At 40.7% G+C, this 18,936-nt stretch carries 19 protein-coding genes; 3 read left to right on the top strand and 16 right to left on the bottom strand.

From position 1 onward, the window contains the following. Positions 1-46: 46 nt before the first annotated feature. The 9 genes from IWB18_RS00880 to IWB18_RS00840 form a co-directional block, all read right to left on the bottom strand. Entirely contained in the window at positions 47-1,177 is a 1,131-nt protein-coding gene (locus IWB18_RS00880; protein WP_195681690.1) for a uroporphyrinogen decarboxylase family protein, read from the bottom strand. Then, a complete protein-coding gene (locus IWB18_RS00875) occupies positions 1,178-1,792 on the bottom strand; it encodes a cobalamin B12-binding domain-containing protein (protein WP_225877719.1) in 615 nt (204 codons plus the stop codon). 116 nt (positions 1,793-1,908) lie between these two features. After that, complete coding sequence (locus tag IWB18_RS00870; RefSeq protein ID WP_195681688.1) at positions 1,909-3,036, bottom strand: uroporphyrinogen decarboxylase family protein; 1,128 nt, start codon at positions 3,034-3,036, stop codon at positions 1,909-1,911. Next, entirely contained in the window at positions 3,037-3,651 is a 615-nt protein-coding gene (locus IWB18_RS00865; protein ID WP_225877718.1) for a cobalamin B12-binding domain-containing protein, read from the bottom strand. It lies immediately after the preceding gene. A gap of 49 nt (positions 3,652-3,700) precedes the next feature. Then, complete coding sequence (locus tag IWB18_RS00860; protein WP_195681686.1) at positions 3,701-4,507, bottom strand: dihydropteroate synthase; 807 nt, start codon at positions 4,505-4,507, stop codon at positions 3,701-3,703. A gap of 26 nt (positions 4,508-4,533) precedes the next feature. Beyond that, positions 4,534-4,962, bottom strand: coding sequence for a hypothetical protein (locus IWB18_RS00855; protein WP_195681685.1), 429 nt, complete (start codon positions 4,960-4,962; stop codon positions 4,534-4,536). Next, complete coding sequence (locus IWB18_RS00850) at positions 4,963-5,577, bottom strand: GTP-binding protein (RefSeq protein WP_195681684.1); 615 nt, start codon at positions 5,575-5,577, stop codon at positions 4,963-4,965. Between the two features lie 122 nt (positions 5,578-5,699). Next, a complete protein-coding gene (locus IWB18_RS00845) occupies positions 5,700-6,422 on the bottom strand; it encodes a GntR family transcriptional regulator (RefSeq protein WP_195681683.1) in 723 nt (240 codons plus the stop codon). Positions 6,423-6,436: 14 nt separating this feature from the next. Continuing rightward, complete coding sequence (locus IWB18_RS00840; RefSeq protein ID WP_332310640.1) at positions 6,437-7,075, bottom strand: cobalamin B12-binding domain-containing protein; 639 nt, start codon at positions 7,073-7,075, stop codon at positions 6,437-6,439. Between the two features lie 316 nt (positions 7,076-7,391). On the opposite strand from IWB18_RS00840, the gene IWB18_RS00835 reads away from it, so the two are divergent. Next, positions 7,392-9,197, top strand: coding sequence for a BCCT family transporter (locus tag IWB18_RS00835; RefSeq protein WP_195681682.1), 1,806 nt, complete (start codon positions 7,392-7,394; stop codon positions 9,195-9,197). Positions 9,198-9,259: 62 nt separating this feature from the next. Here IWB18_RS00835 and IWB18_RS00830 read toward each other — a convergent pair whose 3' ends face one another. The 7 genes from IWB18_RS00830 to IWB18_RS00800 all read right to left on the bottom strand — a co-directional run bounded on the left by IWB18_RS00830 (position 9,260) and on the right by IWB18_RS00800 (position 16,475). Next, a complete protein-coding gene (locus IWB18_RS00830; RefSeq protein ID WP_225877717.1) occupies positions 9,260-10,018 on the bottom strand; it encodes an ABC transporter permease in 759 nt (252 codons plus the stop codon). Continuing rightward, positions 10,005-10,796: an ABC transporter ATP-binding protein gene (locus IWB18_RS00825; RefSeq protein WP_195681681.1), complete on the bottom strand. Its 792-nt coding sequence runs from the start codon at positions 10,794-10,796 to the stop codon at positions 10,005-10,007. The genes IWB18_RS00830 and IWB18_RS00825 overlap by 14 nt, the downstream gene beginning before the upstream one ends. Beyond that, the gene (locus IWB18_RS00820) at positions 10,796-11,761 is read right to left on the bottom strand and encodes an ABC transporter substrate-binding protein (protein ID WP_195681680.1); all 966 of its coding nucleotides are present in this window, start codon (positions 11,759-11,761) and stop codon (positions 10,796-10,798) included. The genes IWB18_RS00825 and IWB18_RS00820 overlap by 1 nt, the downstream gene beginning before the upstream one ends. Next, on the bottom strand, positions 11,758-12,342 hold the full coding sequence (locus IWB18_RS00815) for a UbiX family flavin prenyltransferase (protein ID WP_195681679.1): 585 nt from the start codon (positions 12,340-12,342) through the stop codon (positions 11,758-11,760). Before IWB18_RS00815 ends, IWB18_RS00820 begins: the two co-directional genes overlap by 4 nt. A gap of 11 nt (positions 12,343-12,353) precedes the next feature. After that, positions 12,354-13,223 carry a 4-hydroxybenzoate octaprenyltransferase gene (locus IWB18_RS00810; protein ID WP_195681678.1) on the bottom strand — a complete coding sequence of 290 codons (870 nt, stop codon included), beginning with the start codon at positions 13,221-13,223 and terminating at the stop codon, positions 12,354-12,356. Further along, complete coding sequence (locus IWB18_RS00805; protein ID WP_195681677.1) at positions 13,210-14,904, bottom strand: menaquinone biosynthesis decarboxylase; 1,695 nt, start codon at positions 14,902-14,904, stop codon at positions 13,210-13,212. Before IWB18_RS00805 ends, IWB18_RS00810 begins: the two co-directional genes overlap by 14 nt. A gap of 152 nt (positions 14,905-15,056) precedes the next feature. Beyond that, positions 15,057-16,475 (bottom strand): sigma-54 interaction domain-containing protein, encoded by a 1,419-nt coding sequence (locus tag IWB18_RS00800; protein WP_195681676.1) that lies wholly within the window; start codon positions 16,473-16,475, stop codon positions 15,057-15,059. A gap of 329 nt (positions 16,476-16,804) precedes the next feature. Between IWB18_RS00800 and IWB18_RS00795 the strand changes: the two genes are divergently transcribed. Beyond that, positions 16,805-17,443, top strand: coding sequence for a cobalamin B12-binding domain-containing protein (locus IWB18_RS00795; protein WP_195681675.1), 639 nt, complete (start codon positions 16,805-16,807; stop codon positions 17,441-17,443). 22 nt (positions 17,444-17,465) lie between these two features. Next, on the top strand, positions 17,466-18,917 hold the full coding sequence (locus tag IWB18_RS00790) for a trimethylamine methyltransferase family protein (protein ID WP_195681674.1): 1,452 nt from the start codon (positions 17,466-17,468) through the stop codon (positions 18,915-18,917). Positions 18,918-18,936: the final 19 nt, after the last annotated feature.

Below are 18,936 nucleotides of genomic sequence, written 5' to 3'. Positions count from 1 at the left end.
CAAACATATTTCAAATAAGAAACATCTATTATAGAAAAAAAGGTTCTTAATTGTACTCGTAAGCAGCCTTAAACATCGCTGCCATGTTTTCGAATTTTGCATTGCCTGGAGCATCACAACCGGCAGTTATGAAGACGCCTTTAGTACCGATGTCATCCAACAATCGGTTGACATAATCTGTAACTTGTTGTGGAGTGCCTGTGGCAAGCAATTGTGGAGGAACATCTCCCATGAAAGCGGCGTGTTCTCCCAATAACTTTCTTGCTCTTCTAAGATCGGTCATGCTGTCGGTATTTAAGATGAATTTCTTTTCGGGAAGTTCAAGGAATCTTTCAATGTCACGGTCCCAGTTTTGATCCAGGTGAAAAGTTGGAGTTATTCCGTTTTCAAGAAGAGTCATTCCCATTTTATACATATATGGCCAAACCAACTCGTCCCAAATCTTGGGGGACACCAATGCACTGGCACCTCTCCAACCACCGACCCAACTGCCCATTCCATTGGTTTGCCTGGTAGTCGCCACCATATTTTCAAGTACTCCTGGAAATATTGCATCTTGAGCAGCTTTGACTTTGTCGGGGATTTTGTAACAGTCCATAAAAAATTGGGACATGGATCTTGCACCACAGAGAATTTCAAAAGGCGGACTGGCGTTGTTGCTGTTTACAGAAGGATAAATGTTGGCAATTACCTTTTCGGCATTCTTTTGTCCATTTTTTTGTGCATACTCCATAAATTCCTGAAGTTCTCCCATATCAAGAACCTGGGGTAATATTTTTTGAACCAGTGCATCGTAGCCTTGCTCTATGGCCAGATCATAATCCTCGTCTTTTAGAACTTTTTTCTCTTCAATTTGCCACAAGGAATTTTCAGGGAGCTCTCTTCCGGGCATCTTGACTTTTGACAGCCAAATCATTGTTAAAATGACATTTATTTTATTTCCACCCGCTCCTATGTTCAGACAATCTATAGGGGCAATTTCATTCAATTCGTTTATATAAGCAAGTGTAGTATCCAAGTTTAAGTCAGAATTGCTCACAAAATCAGCCATTTTCACACCCATGTGTTCTGCAGGGGTAGCTACTCCCGTATAGCAGGTTGTGGCCCTGTCGTTTTCAAAAGCGATAGTCCTCTTGATCCTTTCAACTCTATCCAAGAACAGCTGATCGGGTATCATCTACATCAACTCCTTTGCTATAAAAACAGCATCCTGAGCAGTTTCTCCATAAGTATCAGCGCCACTGAAATCTACCACGCTCTGATCTACAGGTCCGCCGCCGATAATTATTTTAACATCAGTAAGTCCGGCCTCTTTTACCGCTTCAACAGTAGCTTTCAAGGAATCGTAACATGTAGTGAGCAGGCAGGAAAGAGCAAGGACTTTTGCATCAGGATTTTCTTTTAGGGCATTTACAAATGAGTCTACAGGTGCATCTATACCAACATCTATAACTTCAAAGTTACCGGCGCTAAGCATAGCGTGTACAAGGTCTTTGCCGATATCGTGGATGTCGCCTTCAACGGTTCCAAGGACCACTTTGCCAATAGTAGCTTCTCCTTCAGTTCCAAGAAGGGGTTTGATAACATCACTGACATCTTTAAAGATAGCGCTTGACATCATAAGGTCTGATACGAAATATTCTCCGTCCTGAAACTTTTTACCTACGATGTTCATGCCTTCCTGACAGGCTTCGAAAATTTTCATAGGCTCCACACCGTCAGATATTTGTTTCTTGACTTCTGCCATCACCGCTTCGTCTTCCAAATTTGCCAACATTTCAGCAATACTCATATTCATTACCTCCTCAAATTTTTACCATGCATTCATGGTCAATAACTAACTTTTGAACAAGCAAGAGCCAGTTGATAACCGGCTCTATTATGATGGATCGATCAAATTGTCTGGGGTTACTTATAATCTACTGCAGTTTTATACATTGCGACAACGTTCTCAAATTTTGCATTGGCAGGAGTGTCGCATCCGGAAGTTATCATCATTCCTTTTGGTCCTACACTGTCCAGCAATTCCTTAACATAATCGGAAACTGTTTCAGGTGTGCCGTTTGAAAGAAGGGGAGCGGGAACGTCGCCCATAAATGCCACATGGTCTCCCAAAAGTTTTCTTGCTCTCTTCAGATCGGTCATTCCGTCAGTATTTAGGATGCAAGATTGACGAGGCATTTCAAGGAACCTTTCAATGTCCCTATCCCAATTTTGATCCAGGTGGAATATGGGAATAAATCCGTTTTCCAACAATTTATCTCCGGCTTTCTTCATGTAAGGCCATACCAGAGTATCCCAGATTTTTGGAGATACCATACCTGAAGCTCCACGCCATCCTCCGACCCAGCCGCCTATTGCATTAGACTGTTTCATCGCCTGTAGTGCGCCTTCGATTTGCACTGGGAACATAACGTCTTGTACATCCTTTATTTTATCAAGCAACTTGTAGCAATCCATGAAGAACTTGGTCATGGAACGGGCGCCACAAAGTGCTTCAAAGGGAGGAGTAAATCCCATAGAGTTAACTAGTGGATAGCTATTGTCTATCATGGCTTTTGCCTGTTCCGGACCTTCAGCCATTTGGTATTCGATGAATTTCTGAAGATCTTTCATGTCCAATACTTTGGGAAGAAATTCTTGTTGAAATTCAGCCCAACCCTGTTCCAGGATCTTGTCATAATCTTCTACCTTCATCATCTCTTTTTCCATTACCTGCCACAGTGAGTTGTCGGGTAACTCTATGCCGGGAGCTTTTACCTTGGAAAGCCACATCATGGAGATGGGGATGTGGAATAATCCAGCATAAGGTGTGTTGATGACATCCACAGGAGCTTCGTTGTTGAGAAGATTTATGTAGTCTATATATGCCTTGAAGCCACGTTTCGTATCAAAAATATAGTCTTTGATGGTCATTCCCATGTGAGCGGCTGGAGTAGCAGGACCGCCATATGCTGTGGAAGGTCTCTCATTTTCGAATTTAATGGTTTTTTTGTAAAGTTCCAGCCTTTCATCATATAATTTATTTGTTTGCATCTACATCAACTCCTTTGCTATAAAAACTGCATCCTGGGCAGTTTCTCCATAAGTATCAGCGCCGCTGAAATCTACCACGCTCTGATCTACAGGTCCGCCGCCGATCATTATTTTAACATCAGTAAGTCCAGCCTCTTTTACCGCTTCAACAGTAGCTTTCAAGGAATCGTAACATGTAGTGAGCAGGCAGGAAAGAGCAAGGACTTTTGCATCAGGATTTTCTTTTAGGGCATTTACAAATGCGTCTACAGGTGCATCTATACCAACATCTATAACTTCAAAGTTACCGGCGCTAAGCATAGCGTGTACAAGGTCTTTGCCGATATCGTGGATGTCGCCTTCAACGGTTCCAAGGACCACTTTGCCAATAGTAGCTTCTCCTTCAGTTCCAAGAAGGGGTTTGATAACATCACTGACATCCTTAAAGATAGCACTGGACATCATAAGGTCTGATACGAAATATTCTCCGTCCTGAAACTTTTTACCTACGATGTTCATGCCTTCCTGACAGGCTTCGAAAATTTTCATAGGTTCCACACCGTCAGATATTTGTTTCTTGACTTCTGCCATCACCGCTTCGTCTTCCAAATTTGCCAACATTTCAGCAATACTCATATTCATTACCTCCTCAAATTTTTCATCCATATGTTTTGTTGCATAAAGATCACTTTTTAACTGTAAAACCGTTTTTCGAAGCTACCGTATACTTCCTGCAAAATTTGTCTCTCCCAAGGAGCAATTCTGTGGCGTATAGAGACTCTATCAATGCTGTGTTTGAAGGATTCACTACTGCGCTGTCCATGCCGGCTGCAACTGCAAGAGTTAAAAATGTCCTGTTTATCAAGGCCCTGTTGGGGAGTCCAAAGGATATATTGCTAAGTCCCCCGGTGATATGAGCTTTTGGATAAGCTTCGTGTATCTGTCTTATGCAGTCAAAGGCAACGATTCCAGCACTTTGATCAGTGGCTACAGACATTATCAAAGGATCTATATAAATTTTATCGTCATCTATTCCAATTTTTCTGGTGGCTTTAAATATAGATTCCAGAACAGTCAATCTTTCTTCAACAGTCTTTGGCATTCCGGATTTTGATTCGTCAAGAGCCAAAGCTATGACCGAGCAATTTTTTTCTTTGATGAATGGAAGAAAATCTTCCAATCTTTTAGGATCTCCGTTAATGGAGTTGATCATGGGTGTTTTATTTACTTTTTTTATGGCTTCCTTGATTGCACCGGGAGTGGAACTGTCGATGCATATGGGTGTATCAACCACAGACTGGACCATATCGATCAACCACAATAGATCTTCGGTTTCTCTGTCTGGGTCTGTTCCAGCATTGATGTCTATGTAATCTGCGCCCGATTCCGCCTGTGAGACAGCTATTGATTTGATGTACTCTGAATTTCGTTCAATAATGGCATCCTTTATGATGCTTCTGGTTCCGTTGATCTTCTCTCCAATAAATATCATGGAAAGCCTCCTTTTTGGCATTTTATTTAGTGGTCGTGCTCATGGTGGTGATGACCATGCATATGAACCGGTTTTAATGTAAATTTGGTTTTGACCATAAATTCCTTTTCCATTTTTTCTGAAACTGATTCCAATACTTTCATTGTTGTTTCTTCATCGATCCCATAGACGAATGAATTCACCAGGAGGGAAAGTTTTGAAGTCCATGCGTCTCCTTGAATGTCTACTTCAGCAGGGATAGTGGGTTTAAAAATGCTGAGCTTGAAATATGAACTTTCATTTACAGTTGCAAAGACCTTTATATGACCGATATATATTTTTTCTCCTTTAGTGATTTCTTGTGCGTAGGCGTTGAAGTAGTACCTGCTGATCTCAGCCCAATGATTTAAGCTGGCTTCTTCACTGAGGGTCATTTGCATTTCAATGGTGACAGGATTGAATTCCGACTGATACATTTATTCACCTCCCGGAAGAACCAATCGATCGATGAAGGTTCTGAATTTTTCAGGATAATCTTCATTATGAAAATCTAGAAAAAATGCAGTTAGATCTTTGTCCGCTTTCGATATTACGCTTTTGCATCTTTCGATTTCAGATTCTTCAGCCAAGTCCAACTTGTTTATCAAGACAGTATCGGATATGTTCAAACTGGATGTGAGCAGGGGCGTCAAAATCTCAACAAACATGTCTATCCTGGTAGGATCAAGGATAAGAAAGTTGTGGATATTTTCAACCGGTATGTCCAAGTTCAAGAAAGAATCGTAAATGGATTTTGGTTCGGCAGCACCGCTTGGTTCAACCAGAATTATATCGGGCTGATAATTCTCTTCCAGTTCTTGTAGAGTGGTCTCAAGATTAGATGAAAGAGTGCAACATATGCATCCGCCGAAGAGTTCCCAGACATTGTAACCGAGTTGGGTCATAAATTGATTGTCTATGCCTATCTCTCCCAGTTCGTTGACGATCAAAGCGACCTTTAAATTTTTTTTGGAAAGATACTTCATTAGCTTTATTATGAATGTAGTCTTGCCGGAACCAAGAAAGCCTGATACCAAAAATACTTTGCTCAAAGTTATCACCTCTTTAATCTGTACTTGTACGTATAAGTTAAATCAAGAATAACATCATTAATTGTAAAAGTCAATACGTATATAAAAATAAAAAGCACATCATATTTACAAAATAATGTGCTTTAAAATATTTTTTTGCTGGAATCATCTTCGGGTGTGGTTGCAGTGAGGGAAAAATACTCTTTTTTAAGGTACAAGATGGAAAAAGTGAGAGGCACACTTGTTTCCTTGTTGACGATCATTTTTTCAAGTTTTGCAACTTCTGAAAATTCATCGATATTCAATTTTTTGGAGACATACTCATCTGAATTGTTAAAAGTGATTTTGAGTGTCTTTTTAAGGGCAAAAGCATATTTTGTTTCTATCGCTTTTGAATAGTTGGCGAAATGTAGCTTGTCTTCAACTACCGGTTTATTGGGAATGTAAGGAGTATATACGATTTCCAAAGCTACGGGGATTTGTTCGCTCAAAATCAGACGGTCTATCCTTATAAGTTGCCGGTCTTTAAAAATTTCGTAAGTTGATGATGCAGGTTCAGGATTTTCTACAGTAACTGATAACAACTCGATATCTTCCACTTGTGGAATAAAGCTGCTGTAATCATCAAAGCGGAACTGGAACACGTCCGTATCCGGTTGACATACAAAATTCCCCTTGCCCGGAATCGAGTAAATATATCCTTCATTTGACAGAAGGGAAAGGCTTTTTCTCAAAGTCATCCTGCTAACGTTGTATTCCTTCATAAGCTCGGATTCGGATTTTAGCATATCGCCCGGTTTGAGTTGAGCTGCGATTATTTTCTTTTTTATGTCTTCGACTACAGAAAGATAAAGTACTTTTGTCATGTCAGTTCCCCCATCTAGGATTGGAGTTGCTTGCTAAGCATCCAGGTTTCACAGATTTTCAAACCTTCGTAGGCATCGTCCGTATAGGCATCGGCACCTTTGATGGCGGAATATTTTTTACTAATAGCCGCTCCACCAACGATTATCTTCAAACTATCGCGCAGACCGGAATTCTCGATGGCGGAAATAGTTTTAAATACATTGTTGAGGCAGGTAGTTAAAATAAAGCTTATGCCTACTATATCGGGCTTGAATGTCCTAATGGCTTCCAAGAACTTTTCCGGTGATACATCAACACCCAGATCCAGGACTTCAAAACCTTCGGCACTCAAGAACTCCTTCATTATGTCTTTTCCGATATCGTGTATGTCTTCACTAACGGTGCCCAGAATGACTTTGCCGGTGTAGGTTTTGTCGACTTCATACAGCAAGGTCTTCATCTGATCCATGGAAAGGATCTCTTTCATCATCATACCGGAGACGATCAAATCGCCGATAAAACATTCGCCGCTTTCGTACTTCTTGCCGATTTCCTTTAAGCCTTCCAGCAGCTGCCTCTGGATCTCTTTCGGATGGACGCCTTCAGCCAGCAATTTATCCACTTCTTTACGTATTTGATTCATTTCGAGATTCTCAACGAATTCTTTTAACACGGATAGGCCTCCTCGTTTAAGTAACTTATCTAAATTATAGATAAGTGTGATTGTAAAATCAAATGAAATTAAAATAAATATTTGGTGAGGATTTTAAAAATGACAAAGTCATTGGCGAAGATAGATATTAGACATGATATGGCCATGGTTATTTGACAGAAGAGGCATCAAAAGGTTAAAATTATAGGGTTTGGTGCAGGTGGGCAAAAAAATATCTTAATTCAAGCATAACCGGAGTTATATCGGTTTTGCAGAATAATGAAGGGGTATAAAGTCTATATTTAATACGGAAAATAACTAAGCGGGAGGAATATTTATGGACGATGAGAGACAAAGAAAATTGGACTCCAAACGGGAATTGGCCAATAAATTGAGAAAAGCGGAAATTGAAGCCAGAAAGAAAGCCATCAAAAACAGACAGCCATTCAAGGGGCTGCAAATCAGGCCTACAACGTCACTATTTGACAAGGCAGGCAGACAGGAGCCAGGGGAGAACAACTGGACAGGATTTGGATTTGACATTCATCCCCAGGTAACTTTGATATCAGCAGTTTTACTTGTTGTTTTCATTTCATTGACTTTGTTATATCCTGAATTGGCGGAAAAATCCTTTGCGGGATTGATGGATGGGATCACTAAAAATGCAGGTTGGTTCTTTATCTTTGCGGCTAATGTTTTTATAATTGCTGCATTGTACTTTGCCTTTGGCAAGTTTGGAAACATTAAACTTGGGGGAAATGACGCCCAACCTGAATTTAGCAAGTTTGGATGGTACGCAATGTTGCTTAGTGCAGGGATGGGTATCGGCCTTCTATTTTGGAGTGTAGGGGAGCCTATAAGTCATTTGCTAACACCTTCGCCCATGTTTGGAAATATTGACCCTGCATCACCAAGAGCAGTTCAGGCTGCAATGGCAACTACATTTTTCCATTGGGGGATCCACCCTTGGGCAATATATTCGGTAGTTGGTCTTGGATTGGCATTTTTTGCATTTAACAGAGGATTGCCCTTGACTATAAGATCGGTTTTTTATCCGCTGATTGGAAATAAGATCTATGGATTTTGGGGCAATCTGATCGACGTATTGTCGGTTTTGGCAACGTTGACTGGTTTGGCAACATCCTTGGGATTGGGGGTAGCTCAGATCAACGCAGGTCTGAATTATCTGTTCGGCATAAATATCAGTACAGGAGTACAAGTAGCATTGATCATAGGAATAACCGGATTAGCCACGACTTCAGTAGTTATGGGCCTGGATGGAGGAGTAAAACGCCTTAGCGAGATCAACATGATCTTGGCGGGAGTTTTCATGTTTTTTATACTTATAGTAGGTCCAACAGTATATATTTTAAGCGGATTTACTCAAAACATCGGGTATTATCTTTCTAATCTAATGGAAATGAGTCTTTGGACTGAAACCTTTCGGGATACCAATTGGCAGGGTGCCTGGACTATATTTTACTGGGCATGGTGGATCTCCTGGTCACCCTTTGTGGGAATGTTCATAGCACGTATATCAAAAGGCAGGACAGTCAGAGAATTTGTGCTGGGAGTTTTATTGATACCTTCTCTTTTATCTTTTCTTTGGATGAGCGTTTTTGGTGGAACAGCCATTTACCTTCAGACCAATGGGATAGGGGACATAGCTTCAGCAGTGTCTAAGGATGTATCCATAGCGCTTTTTTCAATGCTTGAGTATCTGCCTTGGACCCAGTTTCTCTCAGTTATAGGAATTATCCTTGTTACGGTTTTTTTCGTTACCTCATCAGACTCAGGGTCATTGGTAGTCGATCATCTTACGTCAGGTGGCAAGTTGGACTCACCTGTGCCACAAAGAGTTTTCTGGGCAGTAATGGAAGGGGTAGTAGCTGCAACACTTCTTATGGGTGGAGGGCTTTCGGCTTTGCAGACAGCTTCGGTATTGACCGGACTTCCATTTGCTATAATACTTTTGCTTTTGATTTATTCTTTGAATGTAGGATTTAGCCAGGAATACGAAGTTGAAGAGGCAGTCAGAAAAAGATTGCGGGAAGTTGAGGAAGCTCATTTCTTGAATGAAGCCATAACTGCAGCGGTCCAAGATGAAGCCCTTGTAAGCAATGAAGATGAAGGAAAAAATTAACTCGGTCAGTGATATAGAGTAAATTAAAGGGATGTTTCCAGTTAAGGAGACATCCCTTTGTGTTAATTTTTATTCCAAACACATAAATAGGATTCCAACAGATCCATCATTAAAAACAACAGAAAACCTACAAGTGCCAAGACTAAGATCCCCAAATACATTTGAATGTAATTGATTCTAGACCATGCATCCAAGATATAGTATCCCATACCAAATTTGGTTCCATATCCCTCTATGAAAAACAAGACAGACAAGGCAGTGCCCAAAGAAATCCTGATGGATGTCAACAGATTGGGCAAAATGGCAGGCAAAGTAACGTGTCTTACGACATCTCTGCGAGTGGCTCCGGCACTTCGAATCACTTGATAAGTGGTGATGTCGATTTGTTCAACACTGTCCCTTACAGAGACCACTACTTGAAAAACCAGTATCAAAAAAATAATACTTATTTTGGATCCGTCCCGCATACCCATCAAGAGCATCGCTACAGGAAGAAGGGCGGTCTTGGGTATTGGATAGCTAAAGTAGATAAACGGGTACAAATAGCGCTGAATTCGAGTGGAGTATGCCATTGAAATTCCTGTGGGAACTCCTACAAGCAAAGCCAGTAGTATCCCAGTGCCAATTCTAAACAGACTATATCCGATGTGGACGGCTATACCATCGCCTAGAAGAACTGGTATCCTTCTATAAACCTCAATAGGATCAGGAATTATAGAAGTATTGTAAATCAGGGAGAAAAGGAACCAAATGAAGTTCGTCGTTAAGAATCCAAAAAGAAAAAGTCGATATTGTTGATTTTTTTCTTTAAACATGGTCATCGAGCTCCTTCTTTTGTGGGTTTCTCAACATATTTCGCAATTTATCAACAGTTTCAAGATACTTTGACTCTTTTGAATAAGCGCCAAAGTATGGATTATCCATTCGAAACCCCACATGACCCTTTGGACTTTTCATAACGATGATTTCATTGCCCAAATACAATGCTTCTTCGATGCTGTGAGTTACTAAAAGGGCGATTGGTTTGTTTTTTTCCCATTCCTTTAGAAAAATTTCACGGGCATTTTCCCTAGTTATGGCGTCAAGTGCTGAAAAAGGTTCGTCCATCAACAACACCTCCGGTTGGAGAGCAAAAGCTCTGGCGATTGCTACCCGCTGAGCTTGCCCTCCACTTAATGACTTGGGAAAGCGTTTTAAAAGAGAGGATATTTCAAGACGCTCGTACAGTTCACCGAGAAATTCCGAACGTTTTTCATCTATTTCCAGATTCTTTATTTTCAGTAACAGCTCGCAATTGTCTTCAACGGTTTTCCATGGAAGCAGACCGTAGTTTTGGGGAATTATTCCAATTCGTTGAGTTTGAGGGTGCAAGGGAATGCGGTTTTTGCCGGATTCAAATGTAATGGATCCACCATCCAAGGGATGATTGCCCGCCAATGCATTTATCAGGGTGCTTTTTCCACAGCCTGATGGTCCGAGGATGACCGTTATGCGCCCGCTTGTCAAAGTCAAATTTAAATTTTCGATAACCGGTACTGAAAGATCCTTGCTTTTGTATGACAGGTTCAGATCACTCAAATAAAGTTTAAATTGTTCCATTATTCATAGACATCATAAACAATGTCATCGTATGTAAGATCAGATTTGGTCAGGCCACGTTCTATGGACCAGGCGATTGCTTTTTCCACGGCATCTTTATCGGGCAACTGGCTTTGTCTGAATTCATCGATTTCTACCTGGCCGATCATCTCTTCAGGATATCGAACCGCTTCTATGACTATTGCTTCGTACTCGGACAAAGGTGTTGAGTTCATGTATTCAACTGCACGATTATATGCTTGGTATAACTGGCGAATAGCCGCCTCTTTCTCATCAAGAGCTTTTTGTGAAAATGCTGAAACAGCTGGATAAAGACCAACATCGTTTGCACTTTTTAAATAAATTGCTCCACTATTCAGACCCAATGTGGCAAAGGGTTCGGGCATCAAGCCCAAATCGATCTGGCCGTTTCTTAGCAGCTCCAATCTGTCCGGGATCCTTGCCACTACCTCACGTTCTATACTGTCCAGGTCGATGCCTGATTCAGTCAAGATGTAATCCAAGCTGTAGTCTATAAGTGTATTTTGGGAAATTGCAATGGACTTATCTTTAAGTTGATCCAAGGATTGGATACCGGTGTCTTTGCCTGCCATAAGGATGTAATCACCATCGGTGATCCCGGTTATTTTTACGTCAAAATCGGCATTTTGATACATGGTGACCCCTATGTAGTCAGTCAATACACCATCCAGTTCTCCTGCCTGAAATGCAGCATCGCGATCGATTGCAGACATGAATACTTCCAAATTCAGTTTAAAATCATAATCTTCGTATAGTTTCAATTCATTGATCAAAACGTAGGGAATGACGTCGGAAGAAGACATCATGCCAATGTTAATTGTGGTTGGTTCCACAAGGTCCGATCCTTCAGATCCAGATGCATTGGTATCTTCTCCTGCACATCCTGAAACCATTAATGCAACTAAAATCAATATCATAAAAAACCATGTAAATTTATTTTTCATTTTAATTTTCCTTCCCATCTTTTATAAATTTCATTGTCTATTTTCAAAGCGTCCAAAATTTTTCCGGCCATAAAGTCAACTATATCCTGTAGTGTCTGGGGGTGGCCGTAAAATCCGGGCATGGCTGCCAGTACCGTAGCGCCCAAATCAGACAAAATACTCATGTTTTTTAAATGTATGCTCGATAAAGGTGTTTCCCGAGGGACTAAGATCAGCGGTCTCTTTTCTTTGATCATTACATCTGCCGCCCGAGTCAACAGGTTCTTGGTTATTCCGTTCGAAATCTCTCCCAGAGTCGACATGGAACATGGAACTATCACCATTGCATCAGACCGATAACTGCCGCTGGCGACTTTTGAAAACAGATCTTCGTTATCTTCCAGAAGAACTGTCGCCCGTCCTTTATTCCACAAGGTGAGTTTGTCCATAAGCTTATTTTTAGTTTCAAATTCAAAAACTTCACTTCCGGTTTTTGTAGAAATGACATGTATGGTCAAATCAAAATCCATCAATAAATCCATTACTCTCGAAAAATAGATGCTTCCGCTTGCTCCTGTAAGACCCACTATGATCTTTTTCACTGTTTTGCCCCCTATAAATAGATATCGATAGACGCAAACACCAATAAGGCCAAGCTAACCAACTGGTTGATGCTGTACGAGGCTATGTTTACGTTTTTAAGATTATTTGGCGAGACCATTCTGTATTCTTGGAAAAACAACATGGCGATCACGCCGATGCCGATAAAATATATTATTCCGAAATCGTTGATCAAAGAACCAATAATTGATAATAATATCAAGGTTGTGAAATGAAAAGCCCTGCTTATTTCCAATCCACGCTTCACCCCGAATTTTGCCGGGATCGAGTTCAAACCGTTATTGCGGTCAAATTCAACATCCTGCGCACCATAAATTATATCGAATCCGGCCACCCACAACATATTTGCCAGACCAAGGATTATTGGGATCAAACTGATACGACCAGTCACTGCCAACCACGCCCCGACGGGCGCACAAGCACTTGTCAGACCAAGGTATAAGTGACAGAGGTATGTGAACCGTTTAGTATACGAATAGGTGGCTAATAAAAACAAGGCTATTGGTGACAATATAAAGCAGATCCAATTGATTTGATAAGCTCCGATAAGTAATATGACAAAGCAGATCGATGAAAAAACAACTACTTCCCTTGGGTCCATTGTTCCCTGGGGGATTTGACGTCCGTTTGTTCTGGGATTCAGAGCATCAAATTTTGAATCTATGACCCTGTTTATGGCGTTTGCTCCTGTACGTGCGGCCATAAAGCATACTAAAATCCAGAAAAAAAGTCTTGCCTCCAAAAGACCGTTTGACGCTGCCAGCATTGAAACGAAGGCAAAGCTCAAGGAAAAAATGGTATGAGAAAACATGACGAGTATGCCGTAATCTTGAATTTTCTTGATGATACTATTTAAAACCATATGATTCCCACCTTTTAGAAACTGTTTCCTTTACTTCCTCAGACATTACTATGTCGTTTGGCCAAGGACGTTTCAGTCCTTCTTCTTTAAGCTTCTTCGTTGCATCGATACCGAATTTGCCGTTATTTATTACCAAGTCGCGCTGTGCATCGATGTTGTTGAAGACTTTCCACATAACCGTAGATAAATCTGAGGTATTCACGTCTGAGTCTACCAAAATGAAGAAATCATCAGAACCGGCGGCCATGGCTTCTTTTAAGATCTCGATCCCTTGAAACGGAGCAGTTTTATTGGCAGATAATATCTTGTATGAAGCTGGAGCACTTCTGCTTTTGTCGGAAGAAGTTGCATCTATTCCCAACCTGGTCCCAAACAGAGATTCGTTCGACGAATGATCCAAGGCATCCAGAGGACCCTTTGAAAGGATCAGATTTTCGCTGGCGACTACATTTTTAAGTACTTCATCCGAAACCTCCCGGATGTTTTGTACATCCACGTGCTCATCTACGATCACTATCATTTTTGTATACATCATTTGTCCCATGCCCCAAATGGCATTCATCATTTTGTGGGCGCAACCGGGATAATTGTTTTTTATGGAGATTATGGCACAATTATGAAAAACTCCCTCCAAAGGTAGGTTCAAATCTACCAACTCAGGCATTTGCATTTTTAATATGGGAAGAAATATCCTTTCCGTTGCCTTTGCCATGTAACAATCTTCCATCGGTGGTTTTCCGACTACGGTGGCCGGATAAATCGGTTCTTTTTTATGTGTGATGCAGGTCACGTGGAATTTAGGATAAAAATCTGCCAGGGAATAATAGCCAGTGTGATCTCCAAAAGGACCTTCCAGTACCAAGTCTTCGTTTGGGTCAATATAGCCTTCCAAAACGAATTCAGCATCGGCGGGCACATAAATATCATTGGTTCGACTTTTTACCATCTTAACCCTGGATTTTCTAAGCCATCCTGCAAGCATCATTTCATCCAAATCTTTAGGGAGTGGGGCAGTAGAAGCGTAGGTTATGGCGGGATCGCAACCCAATGCTACAGATACAGGCATCTTTTCGTTGTGCGTTGCATAGCTTTGATAAATCCTTGAGCCGTCTTTATGCTTGTGCCAATGCATGCCCGTAGTTGTTTTGTCCAAAACCTGCATTCTGTACATGCCCACATTTTGTGTTTTATTATCTCTATCCTTGGTAAATACCAGTGGAAGAGTGAAAAAGGGTCCTGCATCTTCGGGCCAGCAATGCAATACAGGCAATGTGGACAGGTCCACCTCATTGTCAATGACTTCCTGACAAGGCCCCGTTCTTTTACTTTTTGAAGGAAAAACGTGTAAAAGTTGAAAAAACATTGGAATGCTGCTTATCAATCCTTTGATAGAAAAATATCGTTTAAAATTCAAATATTTTTCCATCTTGCTGCCGATCTCGTCCAAAGAATCGGCTCCCAGCCCAAGACTCATACGCTTATATGTGCCCATTGCGTTGATCAAAACAGGATAGGGTGAGTTCTCCACTTTTTTGAACAATAACGCCGGACCGTAGGATTTTGAAATGCGATCTGTTATCTCGGTTATTTCCAAGTAGGATGAAACCGACAAGTCAACAATATGCAGCTCTCCTCTTTTGTTAAGTTCGTCCATAAATTCTTTTAAGTCTTTGAAAGCCATATGTCCCTCCATTCAGTACGAATTTAAATGCAACATTAACTATTTTATCACAAATAAATATCAATATTTAAGAATTTATGTTAATTTTTATACCAGCTAAAAAAATAATCAACTACAAAAAATGCAGTTGATTAGCAATTGTTCGATCAATGTTATTTTTTACCCACCAAATCCTTGCAGTGGATATTGATCAATCTGTTTGCTTTAGTCTGGCTCAAGTTTAGAGATTTGGCCAGAGAACGGCTATTGGGGTTCTTTTTGTAATAATGCCTTATTACGGATCTTTCCATGCTTGACATGATACCATCGTATGATGAGGAACTGGAGTTTTCAACTCTTTTATTGTCGTCAAAAACATATTCGGGCAGATGATTTGTAGTTATTAAATTTCCGCTGGCTGTGATGTAAATTAGCTCCACCAGATTTTTTAACTGCCTGATATTGCCGGGCCAGTCGTACTGAATCATAACTTCGATAACACTTGCCGAGAAGTCTTTGATCTTTCCGTATTTTGCACCGTTCTTTTTAAGAAAAAATGAAAATAAGGGTAGTATGTCATCTTTTCTGTCTCTCAAAGGGGGGATCGTAGAAGTGCTGACACTGATGCGCCAAAATAGATCTTCCCTGAATTTGTTTTCTGCCACCAATTTTTTCAAGTCTTTATTAGTTGCCGTTATGATTCGGATGTCCACGTATTTCATTTCGTTTCCGCCTACAGGAATGAAACGCTTGTTTTCCAGTACGTCAAGTAATTTTGCTTGCAAACTGGGAGCAAGATCTCCTATTTCATCTAAAAACAAAGTGCCGGTGTGAGCCAATTGAACCAAACCGATCTTTCCTTTGGGGTTGGCTCCGGTAAATGCGTAGGGTGCGTAGCCGAACAGCTCAGATTCCAACAGATTCTCAGGTATTGCAGAACAATTTATGGTTATGAAGGGATTATCTTTACGAGAGCTGTTTTCGTGTATATATCCCGCCAAAAGACTCTTTCCGGTTCCGGATTCTCCTAAAATAAGCACTGGGATCGAAGAGTCTGCAATTCGCTTCAAGTGAACCAGAATTTTGCAGAAGTCATAATCGTAAGAAATTATTTCGTGTTCAAATTTACTTTTGCTTTCTGACTTTTCCAGGTTTTTCTTTTCAAAATATTCTGCTTTTAAGTTCTTATAGCTAATATCGTACTGGGACAGAGGTTCCTGTACGATGCAGGAAATGTACTTGATCTCGCCTTCTTTGTCAAAAATGGGTGTAACTATTGTAGCGATGGTTTTCCCTGTCAAAAGATATGTCTGTTCTGCAAAAATGGTTCTCTTTTTTTCCAGACACATGGGGATCACTTCAGGATTCCACTTTCCTTTAAAGATGTCGGAGTTATATTTACCTATCAAATCTTCAGGCTTTAGGCCGTAGTTGCTGATGGATTTTGGATTGACGTAAATGATTTTGCCTTCTTTGTCAGTAACATATACTTCGTTGTGGCTATTCTCAAGAATTTCAAGATAAAAATCCGATCCAAGGCTATCCAAATATTCCAAGTATTCTTTACAGTGACGAAATTCCGTGTTCTCCATAAATACATTCCGACCTCTATTCTTCAAGTTTAAATTTATAATTCAAAGTCATTGTACTATAAAGGGCGCTGTGTTTCAAACCAAAAGAAAAAGTGAGTTGAAAACGACTCGTGAATGTTATAAAAATAAGGGGATTTAGGTGGTTTTGACTCAAAGTTGTTTATCTTGAGCGAAGTGAAAGAATTATTTTAATGATAGAACATTATTAAGATCCTTCGGATAAGGATTTCCTCCATTGACAAAATAACGAACAATCAAAGTTGGCACGATAATTGCTATATAAATGGTGAACCAAGAAATCATAAAAAAAAGAAAGAAGGTAAAAGTAGATGGCGGATTGGACAAAATTAACACAAGCAGTAGGAGAATTGGAAGAGGAAAGGGTAATCGAAATACTAAAGGAATTTGTTGCAGGAAATCCAAGCGAAGCGGAAGCGGGAGAAGCGGTGGCGGCATGTCAAAAAGGAATGGCCAGCGTTGGGGAATTATTTGAAACGGGAGATTATTTTGTAGGAGATTTGATTTTTGCAGGAGAGCTTTTAACAGAAGCCATAGATATTTTAAAGCCGGTGTTGGGTTCGGGAGAAACAAAAAAAGCAGGCAGCATGGTGATCGGTACGGTGCATGGAGATTTGCACGACATAGGAAAGAACATATTCAAGAGCATGGCTGAAGCCGCAGGATTTGAGGTTTACGATTTAGGCATAGATACTCCAACACAAGCATTTATAGATAAAGTCAAGGAAGTCAATGCCCAGATAGTTGGAATGAGCGGGGTGTTGACTCTAGCACTGGAATCCATGAAAGACACAGTAGAACAGTTCAAGGAAGCAGGGCTCAGGGATGATGTGAAAGTGATCATAGGAGGTAATCCTGTAACTAAAGAAGCTTGCGAACACATAGGTGCTGACGCATTTACTACAAACGCTGCTGAAGGAGTAAAAATAATTCAAAGCTGGACCGTATAATAAAATTCAAGGGGGAAGAGAAATGTTAAAAGGCAATATGTTTACGACGTTTTACTCAAAAGATGACATTGAATTGATACACGAAAGCGTTTTAAGGGTATTTGAAGAAATTGGGATCAAGATCGAAGATGAAGAAGCACTGGATATTTTTAGGAAACACGGTGCCAGAGTTGAAGGGGATCTGGTTTTCATTTCAAAAGAGTTGCTGGACAAAGCCTTGTCTACGGTTCCAAAATCTTTTGAACTTGTAGGGTTGGAAAACAAACTGGAGATAGGAATTGGAAAAGATCTCGTTGTTGCTCCAACAAACGGATGTCCTTACCTTGAAGACTGGGACGGTACATACAGGGGAGTAAACTCCGATGATTTGGAAAATTTCTATAAAATCATAAACACAAGTGACGTATATGGAATTTCCAGCATGGTTTCGGCAGACATTCCAGGATTTGAAGACAGCCCTACAGAGTCGGCTTTGGCACAAATGGCCATGCTGGCAAAGTATTCCAAAAAGCCTGTATATAACATACTGGGTGTAACACCGCACAACTACAAAAGAGGAAGTGCCAAGGAAGGCGCTCGCGAATGCATACAATTGATCAAGAAATATATGGACAATTTCGACGACTATGTTTGCTATAGTGGAATGTGTGTATTGCCTCCGCTTACAGTAGGAGGAGATGCAATAGAACACTACATGGCATTTGCAGAAGAAAAGCAACCTATTACGATCACGACATGTTCAATGACAAATATGACTGCGCCGCCTTCACTCATGGGATCCATAGTTGCAGACTTTGCCAACATGCTGGCAGTAGGTGTTCTAATACAATTGAAAGAACCCGGATTGCCCATAATATTTAGTCCGTTCTCGTCCATTACAGACATGCGTGAAGTAAGATTGATGACTGGAGCACCTGAGTTTCTGATGATGTGTCTTGGACATATAGCCATGGGAGATTATTATCAGATCCCGATAAGATGCGGTGGAGCACTGGCTGATGGATTTACCTATGATTACCAGGCTGGAGTAGAGAGCACCTTGGGAGCCCTGACCATAACATTGACAAACGGATGTATTTTGCCCCATGCCTCAGGAGACTTGTCGAACTTCAATCTTCTTAGCTTCCCCAAATTTATGATGGATGAAGAAATGCTGAGATACATGAAGAGATTGAGACAGGGAGTCATGATTTCTGAAGAAAAGGCAAGCATAGACCTGTTGAAAAAAGTGGGACCTAGAGGTAATTTCCTTCAGGGAAGGACTCCTAAAGACTACAGAGAAGAGACTTATCTTACTTCTCCCGTTTTCAATCGAGGTACTTGCAATGAACAGGGCCGTGCCGCAGCCGGAGACATATTGACAAGGGCAAAAGCTGTTTACGATGAGCGTATAGCCAGCTATCAGCTTCCAGATGTGACCAAGAAACAAAAAGATATTCTTAACGCACACCTCCCCAAGAAGTATCAATACTAAAATCTCAAAACTCCCTGGG

The sequence above is a fragment of the Alkalibacter mobilis genome (genome assembly GCF_015594845.1).
GTDB classification, from domain to species: Bacteria; Bacillota; Clostridia; order Eubacteriales; family Alkalibacteraceae; genus Alkalibacter; species Alkalibacter mobilis.
This window is presented reverse-complemented; position numbering and strand designations above follow the sequence as displayed.